Below are 17,177 nucleotides of genomic sequence, written 5' to 3'. Positions count from 1 at the left end.
TATTTTATTTTTTTATACTAAGATTATAAACTAATTTTGTAGAACCCATAATTTTAAAACAGAATGCTGAAAAAATATTTTCGACGACTAGAAAGCATAATCGCTTTGGCTCAATCTTTAATGACTCCAAAGCAATTCATTTTTTTATCAAGTGTTTTAATCGGGATATCTTGCTCACTTGCTGTAATTGTTTTAAAAACATTCGCCCACAGTGTTTTCTCATTTGCTACTTATATCAACGGAATTTTAAAATTGAGTTTTATCAACAGTATTCTGCCGATTGTCGGAATACTGCTGACGGTCTTTGTTGTAAAAAAAGTACTAAACGGAACGATTCAGAAAGGGACTTCTCAAATATTATATGCAGTTGCCAAAAAAGCCAGTATCATACCTAGAAAGCAAATGTACGCACAAATCGTAACAAGCTCTCTTACAGTTGGATTAGGTGGTTCAGCGGGTTTAGAAAGTCCGATTGTAATAACTGGTGCTGCTTTTGGTTCTAATTTTGCCCAAAACTACAAAATGTCTTACAAAGACAGAACCTTAATGATTGGTTGCGGAGTCGCTGCCGGAATTGCCGCCGCCTTTAATGCGCCCATTGCAGGAGTTTTGTTTGCCATAGAAGTTTTATTAGTAGACGTAAGCATTTCGGCCTTTACTCCGATTATGATTTCTGCTGCAACCGGTGCCTTGGTTTCTGCTATTGTTCTGGACGAAAGCATTCTTTTAAGCTTCAAAAAACAAGAAAATTTTGATTACCATAATATTCCCTTTTATGTAATTTTAGGCGTTCTAACCGGACTTGTAGCAATTTATTATTCCCGTAATTTTCAAAGAGTCGAACATTATTTTGCAAAACAGCAAATTGGTCCTTACAAAAAAGCTTTGATTGGTTCTTCGCTGCTGGCATTGCTCATTTTTATATTTCCAACATTATTTGGCGAGGGTTATGAAAGCATAAAAAGCTTATCAGAAACAGACCCAGGTCAATTATTAGACAATACTTTGTTTGCCGATTTCAGAAATAACCACTGGGTATTGCTTCTTTTTGTTGGAGCTACGATGATGGTCAAAGTTTTTGCTTCTGGATTGACTATTGGAAGTGGAGGAAATGGAGGAAACTTTGCTCCTTCTCTATTTTTAGGTTCTTACTTAGGATACTTTTTTTCAAAACTGGTAACTCTGATTGGTTTATCAAAACTGCCGATCAGTAATTTTACGATGGTCGGAATGGCAGGAATTCTAAGCGGTTTGTTTCATGCTCCGCTAACTGCAATATTCCTTATTGCAGAAATTACAGGAGGTTATGGATTGATGATTCCGCTGATGATGGTTTCATCCATCAGTTTTGCGATTTCTAAACGTTTTGAAAAATATTCGCTTGATGTAAAAGGATTAGCCAAAAAAGGACATGCTTTTACTAGCAATAAAGACTCTAATATATTATCTACTTTAGACATCGACAGTATAATTCAATGCGATTATTTAACTGTTCATCCAGATGAAAATTTAAGCAAACTGGTCGATTTAATCTCTCATTCGAATCAAGTTGTTTTTGCTGTTGTAGATAATGAAAAAGATTTGCTTGGCGTGGTGCATTTTAATGATATCCGCGAAATCATTTTTAACGCTTATAGAGTAAAATATACGCAGATTAAAGATGTCATGAAAACTCCTGCTGCCACAATTTCTTCTTTTGACAGCATGGAAATCGTAATGAGCAAATTCGAAAAAACAAAATCAGCCTTTCTTCCTGTATTACGAAATGAAAAATACTACGGATTCATCTCCAAATCTATCGCACTCGAAGCGTATAGAACCAAACTTCGTTCTATGACGATTGAATAAGCCTTATTCAAACAGAATATCCTATATTTGGTTTTTCGTTTAATATTTTAGTGCAAATAAATATTTTTCGGAATATTTAAATTCCCCATTAAAAGCCTAAGATTAGATTTACTTTTAAATGCCACTTATAAAATGAAGATTAAGGCCATTATCGTTGACGACGAATCGCATGCTCGCAGTTTTCTAAGCAAGTTATGCAACAGAATTTATGATGATAAAATAGAAATCGTTGATGAATGCAGTACTGTTTCTTCGGCTTTAATTTCAATTAAAAAACATTCTCCAGATCTTGTTTTTTTAGACATTCAAATGCCTGGCGAAACGGGTTTTGATTTGCTTTCTTATTTTGAAAACATTCCTTTCGAAATTATTTTCACAACGGCGCACAAAGAGTATGCACTTCAAGCGATTAAAAATAGTGCTTTAGACTATTTAATCAAACCCATTGCCGTACAAGATTTCAAAACAGCAATAGGCAAACTAGATTTCGTTCTCGAAAAAAAACACAGCTTAAATAAATATCAATTATTAAAAGAGAACAGAGAAAATCAGCTTTCAGGAAAACAGCGAATTGCTTTTCCGACAAAAATCGGTTTTGAAGTCATTCAAATCAATGAAATCTTGTTTTGCAAATCTGATGGTTCTTATACCTCAATTCATACCAAAGAGCAGGAATATTATACTTCAAAATCATTTAAGGAAATTTGCGAACTATTAGAGTTCGAAGCAAAATTCTTAAAAGTTCATCGAAGTTATCTGATTAATGCTGAACATGTCAAAAATTTTAAATCTGAGGATTTTATCCTGCAAATGACTTCTGGCGATGAAATTCCGGTTTCAGACAAAAAATTCACAAAAAACAAACTTATAGATGCCATCACAAAATAGGATTTCTTTTTTTGTGTGTCTGCTTTTGTTTCCATTTTTTTCTTTTGGACAATATTTTCCGTCCAAAAATTATACAACTACAGATGGTTTGCCCAATAATGCTGTTCGTGCCTTATTTATAGATTCTAAAAACATCTTATGGATCGGTACAGAAAATGGTGTTTCGCGAATGGAAAACGGAATGTTTACCAATATAGACGAAAGCCACGGATTAGGCCATAATAGTTGCTGGGACATTAATGAAGACTCGGATGGAAATATTTGGTTTGCAAGTTATAGTGGAGGTATAACTAAATTTGATGGTGAAAAGTTTACCGTCTTTAATAAAAACCAAAAATTACCAAATGACAGGGTTCGTAAGTTATTGCCTTTCAAAAATAAAATATATGCCGGCACGGAACTAGGCGTTGCCATAATAGACATTAGAACTAATAAAGTCGTTGTTCCAAAAGGTATTTTACCTCATTTTGGTGTTTTCTTGGTTTCTGATTTCTTTGTTTTCAAGAATCAGGTTTATTTCTCGACTATAAACGAAGGTTTATTTACAATTGTTTATAAAAATGATACTCCTCTAATTGAACCCGTTTTTAGACATAAATTCCTTTACGGTTTAGAATTTTATGAAAACATCATTTATTCAGGAAATAAAGGTTTTATAGATCGTTTTGAAATCGATGATTTTATTTCAGCTAAAAAGAAATTGAAACCAATTGGGAATTCGATTTTTTGGGATTTTGTAAAAGACAGTCAAAATAACTTATATGGAGCTGCATGGGGCGTTTTTGACTTAAGCGGAGGACTTTACAAAATTTCTGAAGATAAAATTATTGATATTTCAGAACCATACGGAATAACTTCGAAGAATTTACTCAATGTAGTTTATAATGCTAAAAATAATATTCTTTATGTCGGTTCTAAAGATAATGGAATTTATGAAGTTCAATTAGACCAAATAATAGATTACTACAATTTCAGTGATAAAGCCATTATTGATTTTGAAACAATAAAGACACAAAAAGTAATATTGCATCAAAATGGAATTTCATTCTTAAACAATAAAAATAGCATTTCAAAGAATATATCGTTAACCGATTTTAAAAAATACGAGATTGATTACATTAAAAAATCAAAAGTAAAACTGCCTACACATGCTGACGGATATTATGAATTGAATTATAATACTCCCGAAAATAAAATTGATTTTTATGAAATTTTAAAACATCAAAATTCTCTTTGGGTAACTAGTAATATTGGAATTTTTGAGCTTAATTTCGATGGTAAAATAATTGGATACAATCCAATTCATACTTATAAAATTGGTTTTACAAATGATAATAAATTTATAGAAACAATTCCTTATGGCGGAGTGCGCATATACGATGACTTAACTCATTTAAAAGCCCAACATTTTTCAGAATTTGACAAACATACTCCCTTAGACATTGTTAAAATCCTGAACAACAACCAAAAAACATATCTAATTTCTGTTTTTAATGGTTTATTTGTACATGAAAATGGTCAGTTCAAATCTTATTTGGCTGAAGGAATCTGGAAAGAAAGAAAATTCAAACACATTACAAAAAACAATAAAGGGCAGCTTATTTTGGCCGCCGAATTTGGAGATGTCTTTGTAATTGATGATTCAAAATCTTTTAAGATTCTTAAGAAAATTTCTAAAAAGCAAATTATCGGAAATACCATTTTATTTCTCGAAGCGTATAAAGATTATATTTTGATAGGAACAGAAAAAGGCATTAATATCTATAAAGACGGAATTATTCGATTAATCGACAAAGAACAAGGTCTCAAAGATTCTAAAATAACAACTTCTCAAATTTTTGGAAACAGTTTATGGCTCGGAACTCAAAAAGGTTATTATACAATCGATTTAAATCGTTTAACGGCAACACAATTGACCGTTTCTGAAATTGGAATCAGTCAAATCGCTATCAATAATGTTCCGCTAAAATCATCAGAATACAAATGGTTTAGATACGATTCCAAACAACTGGTTTCTGATTATAAGCACAATTCTTTTTCGATAGATTTTATTCCAAAAGGCCATTCGTTTCCGAATAAACTCAAATTCAGATATCGTCTGGACAATAACAATCGATGGAGTCCGTACAGTGAAAAAACCAATTTGTTTCTCCCCTATTTGCCAGCAGGAAACTACAATGTAATGATTGAAGTTTTTGATATGAATGCCGGAAAATCAAAAGTCTTTAGCATTTTACAACTTTACATCCAGCCTCCGTTTTGGTTAAGTTGGTGGTTTATTTCTCTTTTTGTTCTCTGTTTATTGGTTATTATTTTGCTTGTTTTTCTGCGAATTAAGAGAAAATCAAACGAAAAAACCATCATTCAACGTCGTATTGCAGAAACAAAATTAGAAGCTTTATTGAGTCAAATGAATCCGCATTTTACTTTTAATGCGATGAATGCCATTCAGGATTTTATCATAAGCAGTGATATTGAGAACTCGCTGCTTTACATCAGTGAATTTTCAAAACTGATTCGTAAAACCTTGGAAAATTCATCCAAACAAAAAATCACAATTGAGGAAGAAATCGAATATCTCGAAGCCTACATCACAATCGAAAATATGCGTTTTGACAATCGAATTGATTTTGAAATTGAAGTTTCAGAAGAAATAGATACTTGTTTTACAGAAATTCCGACCATGCTTTTACAGCCTTTTGTTGAGAATGTTTTTGTGCACGCCTTTAATGAATCGAGTCTGAATCCTAAATTGACGATTTCGTTTAAAACACTCTCAACCAACATTCTAGAATGCAAAATCATAGACAATGGAATGAGTTTAAATGCTGCCAAAAAAAGCAAACTGCATCAATCAAAAGGAATTCAGCTTACTAAAGAACGTCTTTCTCTTTTACAGGATTTAAAAAACGATTCAATAAAAATTGATTTTAGCGAAAATAATGGAACATCCGTAACGATTTTGTTGGCGGTTTAAATTGTTCTTCTCTTATTTAAAAGTACTTGTTATTTGGCAAGTGCTTTTTTTGTTTATAAACTAAAAAGGTGTTTTCGTCCCAATCTAAGACACCTTCATAAGATAAAGTATTTGAAGAAAAACGAAGAATCTATTTTTGAAAGGTTCTAAGAAAAGACTTTAAACAACTTACATCATTAAACATGAGAAAACTGCTATTATCTATTTTGATAGGTATTGGATTAAGTACTAATGCACAAAAAACGATATCTGGAAACAAAGCAATTCCTGCCAAAAAAGCTTCCCCAACAACAGTTAAAATTAACCAACCAACTTTAAAGCCTTTAGAGTCACTTTCTGATATTCAGATAGCAAATGCTTTATTTGTAGAAATAGGTTTGGATCACGAACAAGCAGAGGACAAAACGTTAAAACACTACATGAAAAATAATTCTAAAATAGTTAATGTCGCTGAAATTATTCACGATAGGAATACATACTATTTAGTTGATCGATTACATGATGAAGATGATGCTTATTGGACTGGTGATGCTTACGAAGATAAAGGCAATAAAAGAATAACCAATTTACATAATCCATATAGCTCGTATTTAGATATTCATTTTCATAGTATTAATGAAGAAAATGTCAATCAATTTAGAGTAAGTTCAAGAAATAAAAACCCTATTGAATTAAAGGCCTCAACTATCTCTGTCACTTGTCAGAAAGAAGGAGACTCTTTTGTCGAGACATTCCTAATTGGTTATGATTTTGTATCGCAATACTTTGTTAAAGGTTCTCATTTTTATAGTATAACTGTGGATAGGTCAGGTAAAGTAACGAACATCAAATCTAAAGACCTGACAAGCAATAATCAAAAAACGAAAAATTACAACATCTGTAGCGAGCGAATAGCCTCCAAGATTAAAAATTTCAAGTTCCTAGATGACCTTGAAGCCCCACCATCTCGTACTTATGAATTGACTATTACAGCAAAAGCAAAAACCGAGGAGTCGAATATTATCAAGTTTGTTCACGAAGATCAAACATACTTATCTGATTCTGACCTTACCAGAAAGTTCTACACAGACAGCATCCAAACATTGTCCAAACTGAATGAGGCAAATAAAAATCTTAAATCAATAGAACATAGATCTGATTCTATTTACAAACATCTTACAAAAAACAGAGAAGAGATTCTAACAGAATTCAAAACCAATTATGCTGCACATGTAGAAAAAGAGCGTCAAAGATTAATTAAGGATCAATGGGGAGGAAATCTTGATCCCAGAGCGTCAGATTACAATCGTAAACTGGATATGATTTTGTCACAAGCCAAAGCCAATGCCGATGAAAAATTTCATAATCTGGAATCTTCAACTAGAAGAGACGTTAAGGACGGCATGTGGAACCTCAATCAAGAATATGACGAAGTATATAAAATCTATTTTAACATAAAAGAAGAATACGAATCATTACAAAGACCTTATAAAACATTCTCCTATTTTCCATACCAATAATTTTTCACTATGAATAAAGAATTTTATAAAACAAGTACCTCTATTGGGGCATTATTAGTACTAATTGGATTTGTTCTTCCGTGGTATTCCATGGGCATAATGAGCATCTCGGGATATGACATTCCAAAAATGGCAGAGATTGGCAAAAATATTGCCGACACCTTTTCTCGCAATGATAGTGATTTTAGCTTATACAAGCTATATTATTTGCTTTACCTTCTTCCCGTCTTTTCTTTGTATTTATTGTATTGTGAATACAGCCAGACAACAAAATTTAAATCTATCTGTAAATTAAGTATTCCGATATTACTATTCTGTTTTCTCATTTTTTATATTGTTCAGATAAAGCATATAACGACATTCTTTAAATTCTTAGGTTATGGATTCGTAATAACATTAGCAGGAAGTACTTATTTAGGAATTCAAGCATATAAGGAATATGACATGAATCCAAAAATACTTTTAACATTTATTAAAAATCTGCAAAAAACAATCTCTAATTGGCTGATTCAAAATAGAAAGAAAATCATTATTGGCTTCACGCTAATACTTATCAGCTCTATATCGTTTTTCATTTTTTACAAAAACTCTTATGACAAATTAGTAATTGCTTTTGAGAATCAAAACTGGCAAGAGGTCAAAGTAAAATATATGGAAGTAAATTCAGATCTTGCTGACGGCAAAATAAAACTTGATTCTGAAGAAAGAAACAAACTAGAAACCCTTTATAATTTATCTTCCAAACTGCAACTAATAGAAGAATTTAAACAAAAACTTGATTCTGCAGACAAAAAAAACTTAGATTCATTTTTTAGCCTAAATGATTTATGGTCTGAATTACCCAAGCTTAACAATGATTTAGATGAGGCGGAAAATTCTAACATCGATATTTCTCAAGTAAAAAAAGCATATTTCAAAGTAAATGATGATTTCAAATTATCATTTGCAGAAACTATATTAGATAATTCTTATGATGGATTACTAAATGAAAAAAATATCGAAGACCGTGACAGATTAATGATCCAAGTTAATTCATATGTAAAGAACTTAATTGAACAAGTCTCTGACAAACAAAATACAACGGCAAAAAATAGAATCAATTTAATAAATAAGAAATTATCTGAATACAAACAAAAAGGTCTTCAATTAAACAAATCATCTGCAAGCGCAACATTTAACCTAGAACCGTTTTCGTTTACCGGAAAAGAAGGCGATTTTGACAATGGTTATTCTGAAAATAAACAGATGTTCGAAAGCAAAAAGTATATCGCTTATCAATCTAGCCTAAATTATAACACTTTAATAATCAAAGTTAACAATAAGGAAGAAATATTATTTAAAGATGAAACTACAGAAAAAGAAGTTTATAAAAACAAATCATACTCATTAACTATTAATTCTTCTGAAAGAATAGATGATACTCCAAGTGAAGATCAAGGTGAGATAATATCGACTTTCATAATTAAGAATTTAAGCACCAACACAAAGATTGAAAAAGAGGTTTATTGTCATTGCTATTTTTTCTAAATACAATCCAATTCTTGATAATGCGATTGATATAATAGGAAACGCTGACTTAAATAAGTCAGCGTTTTTTGTTACTATTTGTAACATAAACTTTTGCTATCGAGCACTAAAAGAACAAATCAAAGTGGTAACTTTGCGTTTTGCTCGAAATTATGTTAGAAAAAGACAATACTATTGAAGTTCTTGGTGCAAGGGTTCATAATCTTAAAAATATTGATATTTCTATTCCGCGTGAAAAGCTGGTCGTGATTACCGGTTTATCAGGTTCTGGAAAATCATCTTTGGCATTTGATACTATTTATGCCGAAGGTCAGCGTCGTTATGTAGAAACTTTTTCTGCCTATGCCAGACAATTTCTTGGCGGATTGGAACGTCCTGATGTCGATAAAATTGATGGACTTTCTCCTGTAATTGCTATTGAACAAAAAACAACCAGCAAAAGTCCACGCTCAACAGTTGGAACCATTACAGAAATTTACGATTTCCTTCGACTTCTATACGCTCGTGGTGCTGATGCCTATAGTTACAATACGGGCGAAAAAATGGTTTCCTATTCTGATGAGCAAATCAAAGATTTGATTATTCAGGATTATAACGGAAAACGAATCAACATTCTTGCTCCGGTTATTAAAGCCAGAAAAGGACACTATGCCGAACTATTCCAACAGATTACCAAACAAGGATTTCTAAAAGTCCGCGTAAATGGTGACGTTCAGGATTTGGTTTCGGGTATGAAACTCGACCGTTATAAAACTCACGATATAGAGATTGTTGTCGACAGAATGGTAATCGAAGATAATCCCGACACTCAGAAAAGACTATCCGAAAGTATCAATACAGCGATGCATCATGGCGAAGATGTTTTGATGATTTTAGATCAAGATTCTAATGAAGTACGTTATTTCAGTAGAAATTTGATGTGTCCTACAACAGGAATATCGTATCAAAATCCAGAGCCAAATTTATTTTCTTTCAATTCACCAAAAGGCGCTTGTCCGCATTGCAACGGATTGGGAACTGTACACGAAATTAATGTCAAAAAGATTATTCCGAATCCAAAATTGTCAATTAAAAGCGGTGGATTTGCGCCGCTTGGCGAATATAAATCTTCTTGGATTTTCAAACAATTAGAAACCATTGGAGAAAAATTCGGTTTCAAAATCACCGATCCAATCGAGAAAATTCCAGAAGAAGCCATGACAATGATTTTGTATGGCGGAAAAGATAAATTTGCCATCAATTCCAAAGATCTTGGCGTAACCCGAGAATATAAAATTGATTTTGAGGGAATTTCAAATTTCATCAAAAATCAATATGATGAAAGCGCTACGACCAGCATAAAACGTTGGGCAAAAGATTTTATGGACGAAATAAATTGTCCGGTTTGTGAAGGTTCTCGCCTTAAAAAAGAGGCTTTGTTTTTTAGAGTGAATGAAAAAAATATCACAGAATTATGTGATATGGACATTTCAGACTTAACAGCTTGGTTTCTTGATTTAAACAATCATTTGACTGAGAAACAGCTTTTAATCGCTTCTGAAGTAGTAAAAGAAATCAAAGACCGTTTGAACTTCTTAATGAATGTAGGTTTGAATTATCTGGCTTTAAGCCGAAGCTCAAAATCACTTTCTGGTGGCGAAGCGCAACGTATTCGTTTAGCGACACAAATTGGTTCTCAATTGGTTGGTGTTCTTTATATTTTGGATGAACCAAGTATTGGTTTACACCAAAGAGATAATGAAAAACTGATTCAGTCTCTTGAACAATTACGTGATATCGGAAACTCAGTAATCGTAGTAGAACACGACAAAGACATGATCGAAACGGCTGATTATGTAATTGATATCGGTCCGAAAGCTGGAAAATACGGTGGAGAAATCATTAGTATTGGAACTCCGAAAGAAACTTTGGCTTCAAACACAATTACTGCTCAATATTTGAACGGTAAAATGAAATTTGACATTCCGAAAAAGCGTCGAAAAGGAAATGGCAAATTCTTAAAACTAACAGGAGCAACTGGAAATAACCTAAAAAATGTTTCTATAGAAATCCCATTAGGACAATTAACCTGCGTTACAGGAGTTTCAGGAAGCGGAAAATCGACTTTGATTAATGAAACACTTTATCCCATATTAAATGCTTATTATTTTAATGGCGTAAAAAAACCACAGCCTTATAAAAAGATTGAAGGTTTAGAACATATTGACAAAGTAATTGATATTGACCAAAGTCCGATTGGGCGTACACCACGTTCGAATCCGGCCACTTATACCGAAGTTTTTACAGAAATAAGAAATCTTTTTACGATGACTTCTGAGAGTATGATTCGCGGTTATAAAGCAGGACGTTTTAGTTTTAATGTGAAAGGCGGACGTTGCGAAACCTGCGAAGGTTCTGGCGTTAGAACTATCGAAATGAACTTTCTACCAGACGTTTATGTTGAATGTGAAACCTGTCAAGGGAAACGTTTTAACAGAGAGACTTTGGAAATTCGATACAAAGGAAAATCTATTTCGGATGTTTTGGATATGACGGTTGATGAAGCAGTTCCGTTTTTTGAAAACATTCCGAAAATTCACAGAAAAATCAAAACAATTCAGGATGTTGGTTTAGGTTACATTACGCTTGGACAACAAAGCACAACGCTTTCTGGTGGTGAAGCGCAGCGTATAAAACTAGCCGGAGAATTGTCTAAAAAAGATACCGGAAATACCTTTTACATTCTAGATGAACCGACAACTGGCTTACACTTTGAAGACATTCGTGTTTTGATGGAAGTCATCAATAAATTAGTTGATAAAGGAAATACGATTTTAGTAATCGAGCACAATATGGACGTAATCAAACTTGCCGATTACATTATCGATATCGGTCCTGAAGGTGGAAAAGGCGGTGGGCAACTCGTTGCAAAAGGAACTCCTGAACAAGTCGCAGAGAATAAAAAAAGCTATACGGCTAAGTTTTTGAAGAAGGAATTAGAATAAAACAACATCTTTGTCAAGGTTTCCAAGCCTTGACAAAGTTTTAGACATTCCCTTAATTTAACAGTAATTATTTTATATTTTAGCCTTAAAAAAGCAAAATATGAAAACCACCGTATTATTTATTATAATATCGATATTCTCACTTACTATCCATTCTCAATCTCAAAAAGAAGGCCTCAAAAATGTTCTACAAGAACGAATTAAAGATATAAAAGAAGATGAATCAGACAATCCTTATTATACAAAAAAAGAAAAGGAAGATGAATATTTAAACGAAAATAACCTATTTCAACCTTTGGCCCAGCCAGATGAAAACAGTGATTTAGCAAACTTTTTCAAGATTTATCTAGAGAAAAAAATGCTCAAAAAAATAGACTTTACTGCAATTAAAGATTCTTATTTGTATAACAATTTTTCAAACAGCAAATACAATTATACCATTCGATTAACTTTTGAATTAGGCAAAACGGGTAAAGCAACGAACTGTCGTATCAACACAGGAAATAAGGAATTAAACCGAAAAATTATTGAAATTTTCAAAAAATACCCTTTAGAAAAACTAGGGCTGAAAGAAAGTGATAAATCAGGTAAAATCAGTGTGCAATTATTTGCCAAAGAAGGTAAAGAAGTCATCATAAAAGCAAGCAAATTTGCTGTAGTCGATGAACCTCCTGTACTAAAAGATTGTCAAGATTCTCAATTCTACTGGCAAATTGACAAATGTATCTACGACAAATTATACGAATACATCTTAAAAAACATTTCATTAAAAACACTTAATAATCAAGACTTAAGAGGCGAAATTATATTCAAACCGCGTTTTACAGTTAACAGCGAAGGAAAAATTACTAATGCAAATTCTATCGCTCCCAACAAAATCATCAAAGACGAAATCGATAGGATTATATTGTCTTTTAATGAAACGATCAAACCCGGAAAAAGAAACAATATTCCTAAAAATACGTATTGCGAGACTTTCCGAACTATTACGATAGAAAAATTGAAATAGATGGATTGAAATCTGTCCCTGCAAAAATGATCAAGCACATGGCTCTTTTATAAATCCATGATTTTAATAACAATATCTAAAATATAAAGTTTCGTGGAAACGAAAAATCGTGTAGCAACGGATTTTAATCCGTTGAAAATTATGATGACACCTCGATTGAGTTCCGTAGGAACGTTACATTTCAAATTATAATTAACTTACAATCCGATTTAATTCATTGATAATGAAGAAAAAACTCCAAATCTATCATTATCGCAACATTACTTTCAGATTATAATTCCTGTTTTCTATAACAATTCTAGAAAAAAGTGTTAATTTAGTGTCCGCTTTTTTGGAAAAATTCAGGCTTTTAAGGAAAAATTGTTTCGATTAAACCAATTGTTCATTTGAAACCAACTGCCCTAGCCCTGATGGGAGGGAAAATCCTTTTGTGCCGGGGTTCGGCACAAAAGATTGGAAGGAACAGCAGGAATAAGCTCCTTATTTCAATTATGCTAAAAACAGAATAAAATAATAAATTAAAATACCTAAAATGAGATTAGAAGATTTTGATAATGATGAAGATAAAGTAATTCAGGACCGTTTGAAACAAAAAACGTGGAATGAAATTAGAACCAATGACAGCTGGGCGATTTTTAAGATTATGTCTGAGTTTGTAAACGGTTACGAAGCAATGGGAAGAATTGGTCCTTGTGTTTCTATTTTTGGATCTGCGAGAACAAAACCAGACGATAAATATTATTTATTAGCCGAAAAAATTGCTTATAAAATCAGTAAGGCAGGTTATGGCGTAATTACGGGAGGTGGTCCTGGAATTATGGAAGCTGGAAACAAAGGTGCACATTTAGGAGGCGGAACTTCGGTTGGTTTGAATATCGAACTTCCTTTTGAGCAGCACTTTAACCCCTATATTGATCACGATAAAAACTTGAATTTCGACTATTTCTTTGTGAGAAAAGTAATGTTCGTAAAATATTCTCAAGGTTTTGTGGTTATGCCAGGTGGTTTTGGAACGTTGGACGAAATGTTTGAAGCCATAACTTTGATTCAGACCAAGAAAATTGGAAAATTCCCGATTATTCTAGTTGGGGTTGAATTCTGGTCAGGGTTAATTGAATGGGTAAAAACGGTCTTGGTAGAAAAAATGCATACCGTAAGCCCAGAAGATTTGAACTTATTTAAGATTGTGGATACCGAAGATGAAGTTGTAGATGTTTTAGATAAATTCTATAAGAAATACGATTTAAGTCCGAATTTCTAATTTTTTTTGAACCAAATAGGTCATATAAGTTCATTTTATTGCACAGCTTAAAAGCAGAACTTAAATTCACTTACATCACTTATATGGCTACAAATTTCATTAAATATCGTAAAAATTGAAAGCTGTTTTTCTAAACAGCTTTTTTTATGCTATTTTTACAAAAATCTGAAAGTTGAAGCTATTCTTGAAAGCATATTCTAAAGTCGAACTCATTATTTTAGTTTTATTTTTTTCAATAAAACTTTGCGCACAACATCAGTCAAAGATGGAAGTGTCGGTTAATCTTGAACTTAAAACACTCAACATAAGACAAGATATAACTTTTTACAACAACTCAAATGATACCTTAGACAATATCGTTCTAAACGATTGGAACAATGCTTTTTCTGATAAAAATACGCCGCTTGCGAAACGTTTTTCTGATGAATTTTACAGAGGTTTTCATTTGGCAAAAGCATCAGACAGGGGGAACACCACTATTTTAAACCTAACCGATTCAAACCTGATGGCTTTTGAATGGGAAAGAACCGAGAAAAATCCTGATTTTATCATTGTGCGTTTAAATCAGAAACTGCTTCCTAACGAAAAAGTTAATTTACATCTGACTTATATTGCAAAAATTCCAAATGATAAGTTTACGCATTTCGGCTTTGACCCAAATGGAATGAAATTAAAAAACTGGTTTCTGAGTCCGGCACGTTATGAAAACCACGCTTTTGTAAAAAACAACAATTTTAATCTCGATGATATTGCAAATGCTAGTAGCGACTACGATATTGAGATTAAAATTCCGAATCAATATTCTATCACAACCGATCTGAATTCGATTTCAAAAAATCTGACCAATCCAGATTATAGCATTTATTCTTTTTCAGGAAAAAGCAGAACGGATTTTAGTCTTTTTATTGAAAAACAGAATAATTTTAGAAGTTACGACACTGGATCTATCGAAATCCTGACAGACTTAAAAAACAAAAAAACTGATGAATTCCAAAAGGCAATAATCATTAGTCGTGTGGTTTCTTTTGCTGAAAATCTTATTGGGAAATATCCACATGAAAAAATTATGGTTTCGCAAACAGATTATGATCGAAATCCATTTTATGGCCTAAATCAGTTGCCTTCGTTTATAAGTCCGTTCTCAGATGATTTTGTTTTCGAAATCACATTCTTAAAAACGTATCTAAGCACCTATCTTAAAAACAGCCTAAAACTGGATCCGCGAAAAGACAATTGGATTTATGACGGAATCCAGATTTATGCAATGATGGAATATATTCAGGAACATCATCCAAATCAAAAAATGCTCGGAAGGCTTTCGAACATGAAACTTTTTAAAAGCTATCACATTACCAGTCTGACATTTAACGAACAATACAGTTATTATTACATGCTGATGGCTCGAAAAAATCTAGATCAGCCGTTGGGAGATCCAAAAAACACGCTAATAAAATTTAACGAACAAATCGCGAGCAAATACCGAGCTGGTCTAAGTCTTAGTTATCTGGATGATTATCTAAATCACGATATTGTACCTAAAAGTGTGCAGCAGTTTTTTCTTCTTAACAAGTATGAGCAGACAAACCGATCCGATTTTGAAACAATTCTAACCAAAAACAGCACAAAAAATATTGATTGGTTTTTTAAGACTATTATTGACTCACGCGATATTATTGATTACAAATTTTCAGATGTTTCGAGAACTAAAGACAGTGTTTCATTTTCGATTAAAAACAAAACCGGAATCTATGCTCCTATTCCTGTTTACGGACTTAAAAAGAACAAAGTCGTTTTTAAGGAATGGATTGAACCTGAAAAAGCAGATACCGTTTATCATTTTGACCGAAAAAATGCTGACAAAATCGTACTGAATTACGACAACGAAGTTCCAGAGTTCAACCAAAGAAATAACTGGAAATCATTGAAAAGTCTCGTCGTTACAAATCGTCCGATAAAATTTAATTTTGCTAAAGATTTAGAAGACCCTTTTTACAATCAGATTTTATACATCCCGACGCTTACTTACAATTATTACGATGGATTTACGCCAGGAATAAGACTGCACAATAAAACGATATTAGACAAGCCTTTTAATTTTGATATTAATCCGGCTTATTCGCTAAAAGCGGCAACTTTATCAGGTTCATCTGCTTTTTCGTGGAGCCAATATTACAGAAACAGCACCTTGTATAATGTACGCTATTCGTTCAGCCAGAATTACTATCATTATGCACCCGATGCAACTTATCTGCGACTGAATCCGATGGTTCAGTTTCGTATTCGCGAGGAAAATTTCAGAGACAATAGAAAACAGCTCTTTTTGATTCGCCAAGTAATTGTAAATCGCGAAGAAAGTGCTTACATAACAGACAATTCAAAACCAAATTATTCCGTTTTTAATGTCCGTTATATGAATACCAAAACAGAATTGGTCGATCATTTTAATCTGATGACAGATGTACAGTTTTCGAGTCAATTTAGCAAAGTATCTGGAGAAATAGAATATCGAAGATTGTTTGAAAATAATAGAAAATTAAACCTTCGCTTTTATGTTGGGACTTTTTTATCCAACAAAACCAATTCAGATTATTTTAGTTTTGGCTTAGATCGCCCTACAGATTATTTATTTGATTATAATCTGCTCGGAAGATCAGAAAGCAGTGGCTTATTCAGTCAGCAGTATGTAATTGCCGAAGGAGGTTTTAAATCTGAAATTGCTCCGAGATATGCCAATCAATGGATGACAACCTTGAATGCAAGTTATGCTTTGTGGAATTGGGTAGAAGTTTACGGAGACGTCGGTTTCCTGAAAAACAAGCACTTAAAAGCTGATTTTGCTTATGATAGCGGAATTCGCCTAAACCTGGTTCCTGATTATTTTGAACTCTATTTTCCGGTTTATTCTAATAATGGATGGGAAATCTCACAAAATAAATACACCGAAAAAGTAAGATTTGTGATAACTTTTGCCCCAAAAACATTACTTACTCTTTTTACCCGAAAATGGTTTTAATTGAATAAATTTTAATCAAAACATTAAACAATTATCATAAAAACAAGAAAAAAGTTAGATATAACATAAATAAAACAGGTAGTTTTTTCATTTTAAATAGAAATAATTAAATTATATTTAGTTTAAAGAATTATGATTATTGATTGTTTTTAAGTAATTTCGCAGTCTCAA

At 32.5% G+C, this 17,177-nt stretch carries 9 protein-coding genes; all 9 read left to right on the top strand.

The window, feature by feature from the left end:
• The first annotated feature begins 63 nt into the window (after positions 1–63).
• The 9 genes from ACFFLS_RS19255 to ACFFLS_RS19215 all read left to right on the top strand — a co-directional run bounded on the left by ACFFLS_RS19255 (position 64) and on the right by ACFFLS_RS19215 (position 17,006).
• The gene (locus ACFFLS_RS19255; protein WP_379682493.1) at positions 64–1,848 is read left to right on the top strand and encodes a chloride channel protein; all 1,785 of its coding nucleotides are present in this window, start codon (positions 64–66) and stop codon (positions 1,846–1,848) included.
• 132 nt (positions 1,849–1,980) lie between these two features.
• On the top strand, positions 1,981–2,736 hold the full coding sequence (locus tag ACFFLS_RS19250) for a LytR/AlgR family response regulator transcription factor (RefSeq protein ID WP_379682494.1): 756 nt from the start codon (positions 1,981–1,983) through the stop codon (positions 2,734–2,736).
• A complete protein-coding gene (locus ACFFLS_RS19245; protein WP_379682495.1) occupies positions 2,720–5,713 on the top strand; it encodes a sensor histidine kinase in 2,994 nt (997 codons plus the stop codon). The genes ACFFLS_RS19250 and ACFFLS_RS19245 overlap by 17 nt, the downstream gene beginning before the upstream one ends.
• Before the next feature lie 182 nt (positions 5,714–5,895).
• Positions 5,896–7,212 (top strand): hypothetical protein, encoded by a 1,317-nt coding sequence (locus ACFFLS_RS19240; protein WP_379682496.1) that lies wholly within the window; start codon positions 5,896–5,898, stop codon positions 7,210–7,212.
• 9 nt (positions 7,213–7,221) lie between these two features.
• Complete coding sequence (locus ACFFLS_RS19235) at positions 7,222–8,739, top strand: hypothetical protein (protein WP_379682497.1); 1,518 nt, start codon at positions 7,222–7,224, stop codon at positions 8,737–8,739.
• Between the two features lie 152 nt (positions 8,740–8,891).
• Positions 8,892–11,723 carry an excinuclease ABC subunit UvrA gene (gene uvrA, locus ACFFLS_RS19230; protein WP_379682498.1) on the top strand — a complete coding sequence of 944 codons (2,832 nt, stop codon included), beginning with the start codon at positions 8,892–8,894 and terminating at the stop codon, positions 11,721–11,723.
• Between the two features lie 100 nt (positions 11,724–11,823).
• Entirely contained in the window at positions 11,824–12,732 is a 909-nt protein-coding gene (locus ACFFLS_RS19225; RefSeq protein ID WP_379682499.1) for a hypothetical protein, read from the top strand.
• Between the two features lie 532 nt (positions 12,733–13,264).
• Entirely contained in the window at positions 13,265–13,993 is a 729-nt protein-coding gene (locus ACFFLS_RS19220; protein WP_057116425.1) for an LOG family protein, read from the top strand.
• Positions 13,994–14,258: 265 nt separating this feature from the next.
• Complete coding sequence (locus ACFFLS_RS19215) at positions 14,259–17,006, top strand: gluzincin family metallopeptidase (RefSeq protein WP_379683387.1); 2,748 nt, start codon at positions 14,259–14,261, stop codon at positions 17,004–17,006.
• The last annotated feature ends 171 nt before the right edge of the window (positions 17,007–17,177 follow it).

The sequence above is a fragment of the Flavobacterium procerum genome (assembly GCF_042431625.1).
In the GTDB taxonomy this organism is placed as follows: domain Bacteria; phylum Bacteroidota; class Bacteroidia; order Flavobacteriales; family Flavobacteriaceae; genus Flavobacterium; species Flavobacterium procerum.
The sequence above is the reverse complement of the archived record's forward strand: the minus strand, read 5'-3'. Positions and strand labels throughout refer to the sequence as shown.

What these genes read in the sequence shown, in the direction of transcription:
- ACFFLS_RS19255 (WP_379682493.1), top strand. Translation starts at nt 64, where the DNA reads ATGCTGAAAAAATATTTTCGACGACTAGAAAGCATAATCGCTTTGGCT.
- ACFFLS_RS19250 (WP_379682494.1), top strand. Translation starts at nt 1,981, where the DNA reads ATGAAGATTAAGGCCATTATCGTTGACGACGAATCGCATGCTCGCAGT.
- ACFFLS_RS19245 (WP_379682495.1), top strand. Translation starts at nt 2,720, where the DNA reads ATGCCATCACAAAATAGGATTTCTTTTTTTGTGTGTCTGCTTTTGTTT.
- ACFFLS_RS19240 (WP_379682496.1), top strand. Translation starts at nt 5,896, where the DNA reads ATGAGAAAACTGCTATTATCTATTTTGATAGGTATTGGATTAAGTACT.
- ACFFLS_RS19235 (WP_379682497.1), top strand. Translation starts at nt 7,222, where the DNA reads ATGAATAAAGAATTTTATAAAACAAGTACCTCTATTGGGGCATTATTA.
- uvrA (WP_379682498.1), top strand. Translation starts at nt 8,892, where the DNA reads ATGTTAGAAAAAGACAATACTATTGAAGTTCTTGGTGCAAGGGTTCAT.
- ACFFLS_RS19225 (WP_379682499.1), top strand. Translation starts at nt 11,824, where the DNA reads ATGAAAACCACCGTATTATTTATTATAATATCGATATTCTCACTTACT.
- ACFFLS_RS19220 (WP_057116425.1), top strand. Translation starts at nt 13,265, where the DNA reads ATGAGATTAGAAGATTTTGATAATGATGAAGATAAAGTAATTCAGGAC.
- ACFFLS_RS19215 (WP_379683387.1), top strand. Translation starts at nt 14,259, where the DNA reads ATGGAAGTGTCGGTTAATCTTGAACTTAAAACACTCAACATAAGACAA.